This window comes from Bacteroidia bacterium (assembly GCA_025056095.1).
GTDB lineage: Bacteria > Bacteroidota > Bacteroidia > JANWVE01 > JANWVE01 > JANWVE01.
Genome location: JANWVW010000242.1, coordinates 1 through 4,194, shown reverse-complemented (window position 1 = coordinate 4,194; position 4,194 = coordinate 1). Strand labels below are relative to the sequence as shown.

3 protein-coding genes are annotated in these 4,194 nt (G+C 38.1%); 2 read left to right on the top strand and 1 reads right to left on the bottom strand.

Annotation, left to right across the window (positions count from 1 at the left end):
• Nucleotides 1-151: 151 nt before the first annotated feature.
• On the top strand, nucleotides 152-1,369 hold the full coding sequence (locus tag NZ519_12760) for a leucine-rich repeat domain-containing protein (GenBank protein ID MCS7029625.1): 1,218 nt from the start codon (nucleotides 152-154) through the stop codon (nucleotides 1,367-1,369).
• A gap of 13 nt (nucleotides 1,370-1,382) precedes the next feature.
• Here NZ519_12760 and NZ519_12755 read toward each other — a convergent pair whose 3' ends face one another.
• A complete protein-coding gene (locus tag NZ519_12755) occupies nucleotides 1,383-2,225 on the bottom strand; it encodes a phosphate ABC transporter substrate-binding protein (GenBank protein MCS7029624.1) in 843 nt (280 codons plus the stop codon).
• A 58-nt stretch (nucleotides 2,226-2,283) separates the two neighbouring features.
• Between NZ519_12755 and NZ519_12750 the strand changes: the two genes are divergently transcribed.
• Nucleotides 2,284-4,047 (top strand): T9SS type A sorting domain-containing protein, encoded by a 1,764-nt coding sequence (locus NZ519_12750; GenBank protein ID MCS7029623.1) that lies wholly within the window; start codon nucleotides 2,284-2,286, stop codon nucleotides 4,045-4,047.
• The last annotated feature ends 147 nt before the right edge of the window (nucleotides 4,048-4,194 follow it).

The window sequence follows — 4,194 nt, the reverse complement described above, 5'->3', positions numbered from 1 at the left end:
AGCGTTAGCGAAGCACCGAAGCGAAGCGTAGTGCGGAATGCCCCGACCCTTGCGCAGCAAGGGGCACGCCCAAAAAAGAAAAATCTTCACAATTCCACCAACCTTCTTACTTTTTGATACAAACAGGCATCCGTATTTTTAATTTTGCAGTATGAAACCTGAAATAAACTTGCTTAGGGCTATTTTTTTTGTGTTTTTTCCCTTGCTTGCTTTTGCCCAAAAAGATAAAATTTACTACGATCTGAGAGACCCTGACTTAGATGTCAAGCAAGTTTATCATGTACAATTTTTTTACGAAATCAATGACTCTTTGTTTTTGTATAAGCTTTATCCTGTGTTAAAAGAATGCGTGAACTTAGAAACCTTAGACATAACTAACAACTTCATAACCAAACTGCCCGAAGACTTCGGCAGCAATTGGAAAAATCTTAAAAAATTCAAAATGTTAAACAATCGGATTACACGTTTGCCTAAAAATTTTGGTAAATATTGGACAGAGTTAGAAGAATTTACCTTTGATTACAGTTTGATACACACTTTACCTGAGGGCTTCGGCGAGAATTGGAAGTCGCTTAAAAAATTCCACTTAGAAAGCTGCACTTTACGCGATCTGCCCTATAATTTTGGCGCAAATTGGCAGAGTTTAGAGGAATTTGCTATCAAAAAAACATACATTTACTATTTACCACAGTGGTTAGGACTATCCTGGACTAAACTAAGCAGTTTTACTTGTAACGATAATCGGATAGATTCTATTCAATCAGGTTTTGGAGATGCTTGGACAAACTTAAAGTCTTTTAGCCTAAATGATAACGCCCCCCGAAAAGGTACTTTGACACTTCCCAAAGGTTTTGGAAAAAATTGGAACGAAATTACCTTTTTTTCAGCACACAACGCTAAGCTTGCCCCTTTGCCCGAAGACTTTGCTCAAAATTGGACAAAACTCAAATACTTAGTTCTATCGGCTAATTATCAAACTGAAATTCCCCCTAAATGGCTTGCCCATTGCACAGAATTAAGAGAAATTCACTTGTACGGCAATGGTATCCAAAAAATTCCCGATGATTTTGGACAAACTTGGACAAAACTTATTTCTTGTTTAATGCATCAAAATAGAATAACAGAACTGCCCAAAAACTTTGGTGCAACATGGAATAAATTACAATGGTTTGATATATCTTCTAATCTACTCTACAAAGTACCTTGCAATCTCGGCGAAAATTGGAAAGAACTAACACAAGCTTACATCAATGACAACAAATTTCCCCCCAACATTAAAGTTCCTGAAAAACTGACGTTAAGCCCTCAACTACCTCAAACTACCCAAGCGGAGTGGCTTAATTTTATCAAGCAGGTTTGTATAAAGTGATGGGAACTTAGTTTTACTCAAATTCTACTTTGAAGTATTTCTGCTCTTCTATAATTTTTTGCCCTTCGGGGCTTAGAGTAAAATCAATAAAGTCTTTAAGCACGCCTGTAGGGCGTTCAAGAGTAATAAACCTGAATTTGCGAGTGATGGGGTATTTACCTGTTAAGCCGTTCATCGGAGTAGGTAAATAAGACCTGTACTCATTGGGCTTACGAACTTTGACTACCTTTATGTTTTTACCCCGAGTATAAAATTCCGTTCCAAAGCCAATTCCTCCTGGATATTTTATAGTAGAATCTATCATTTGATAGGAATTTTTGAGCGGAATCACATTCGGTCCAAAGGGGACTCCGCCCATTACTTCCTCAATAAAATAAGTATAAGTACCGTAACTCGGATCTAAGGTATAAGCCACAATAGGTATATCTTTTCCACCAAACTCTTTCCAACTTTTAGCTTCCCCAGAGTAAATCCGAGTAATATCATACAAAGAGAGTTCATTTACAGGATTATCCTTATTGACAAAAATAGCCATGCAAGCAATTAAAATAGGAATTTCTGTTGGTACAACATCGTGTAAATGTTTTGTTTCTGATTCTCTCAATGGGCGTGTAGCTAAACATACATCTACGGTTCGCCTAAATAAAGCACTTATTCCTGCGGCTGTTCCTCCTCCTTTAACTTCAAACTCTACATTTGGATTTTTCTTTTTGTAAGCTTCAATCAAGGCGGGCATTACATCATCTTTGAGCATGTCCGAACCTTTCATGGTAATAAGTGTTTTTTCCTGCCCCAAAAGAACCCATGAAGGTGTACTCAACAAAATGAAAAAAAGCAAACTAAGTACTTTTAGCATACAGCTATGCAAATATAAAAAAATCATGCCAAGTTAAAAAATTACTTAATTTTGTTATATGAAACTTTCACTTTTTCTAGTACTTAATTTTGTAGGAATATACGCTGCAATAGCCCAGGTTATTCCTGCGGCGCGAAGAGTAGATTGGCAAAATACAGGATACCCTCATCCTATTCCTAACCCAACCCATATTATCAATGTAAAATCTTTTGGAGCAGTAGGAGATGGTATTACAGACGATTATCCCGCAATTATTAACGCAATGAATGCATTAGGCGGACACAGAGGCGTGGTATTTTTTCCAGCAGGCACGTACTTAATTAAAAATCAAATTGCGGCAAACGATAGTGTAATTTTTAGAGGAGTATCTTCGGATTCTACAATTTTGAAGTTTGATTTTAACGGCAATACTAAAAACTGTTTCAATATATGGGGAGATTTTCCTGACACTGTCGAAGTGCCTATCATAGGTGGACTGAGTAAGGGCAGTAATACGCTTACTGTAACTAATCCAACGCATTTTGCTGTGGGCGAAGATATTGAAATAAAACAAGATAATGGCAGTTGGGACATCAACCCTGTATTTTGGGCAAATGAATCCGTAGGACACTTAGCTACTATTACGGCTATTTCAGGGAGCGAAATTACCATAAGTGAACCCCTTCGAATGGACTTTGATATTACCCTAAATCCAAGAATGCGAAAAGTTACCATGCGTAAAGAGGTAGGAATTGAATGTCTGCGCATTCACAAGGTAGATACTTGCAACTATACTGGCTGTGTATCTTTCAATATCTCTTTTAGCATTGCAAAACAATGCTGGGTAAAAGGCGTAGAAAGCAGCATGTCCATAGGGGCGCATATTGGGATAGGGATTAGTACACACATCACTGTACAAGGTTGTTACATTCACGATGCTTTTACCTATACAGGAGTAGGTACACGGGGCTACGGAGTAGTTTTATTCAAGCACACCACAGCTTGCCGTATTGAAAATAACATTTTTGAACATTTACGGCACGCTATGATGGTCAAAGAAGGTTCAAATGGAAATGTATTTGGATACAACTATTCTATGGACCCTTACCGAACAGAATACCCCCACGATGCAACGGCAGATATATCTGTACATGGGCATTATCCTTTTTCTAATTTGTTTGAAGGTAACATTGCACAAAATATCATTGTAGATGGTTATTGGGGCATAGCAGGACCATACAATACTTTCTTCCGTAATCGTGCAGAATTGTATGGATTCTTGCATGATATCTCGCCCCCACAGGAAAATCAAAATTATGTAGGCAATGAAGTTACAAATACTGCATCTGGAAAAGGTTTTTTCTTTATACCTGGTACAAATATCTTTTCTCATGGAAATAATGTCAAAGGTTCTATTGTGCCATCAGGTACAGGAACACTTGCCGATACCACTTACTACCTGACCTCAAAACCTGATTATTGGGATATACCTGGGGTTACTTGGTCTATTGGCATCCCTAATCCACTTAATTCAGGTACTAATCCTGCCAAAGTCCGATATTTTTCAGGGGGAGCAAAAACAGTATGTCAAACTTTACTAACAAAATCAAACACTACTTATTTTGAGGTTAGTGCTTTATCCCCTTATCCTAATCCTGCTTTTAGCTCAATATATTTCTCTGAACCTGTTCAAGAGTGTGTTCTTTCAGATGTGTCTGGCAAAGTATTGTTAGTACACAAAAACACTCAGCAAATTGATGTTGGCTTTTTAGCTAATGGATTGTACTTGCTCACAGTTACAAAGAGAGAGGTCAAAAAAACGTACAAAATAGTCAAGCAGTAGCGCTTTGCTGTGGGCTTTAGCAGGTCAAAAAATGGGTTTAGCTTGGTTTTCAGGTTTGGATGAAAGATAATTTCTTTTTGGGCGTGCCCCTTGCTGACGCAAGGGTCGGGGCATTCCGCACTGCGCTTCGCTTCGGTACTTCGCTGC

Coding starts and splice junctions, on each gene's coding strand:
- NZ519_12760 (MCS7029625.1), top strand. CDS start 152: ATGAAACCTGAAATAAACTTGCTTAGGGCTATTTTTTTTGTGTTTTTT.
- NZ519_12755 (MCS7029624.1), bottom strand. CDS start 2,225: ATGCTAAAAGTACTTAGTTTGCTTTTTTTCATTTTGTTGAGTACACCT.
- NZ519_12750 (MCS7029623.1), top strand. CDS start 2,284: ATGAAACTTTCACTTTTTCTAGTACTTAATTTTGTAGGAATATACGCT.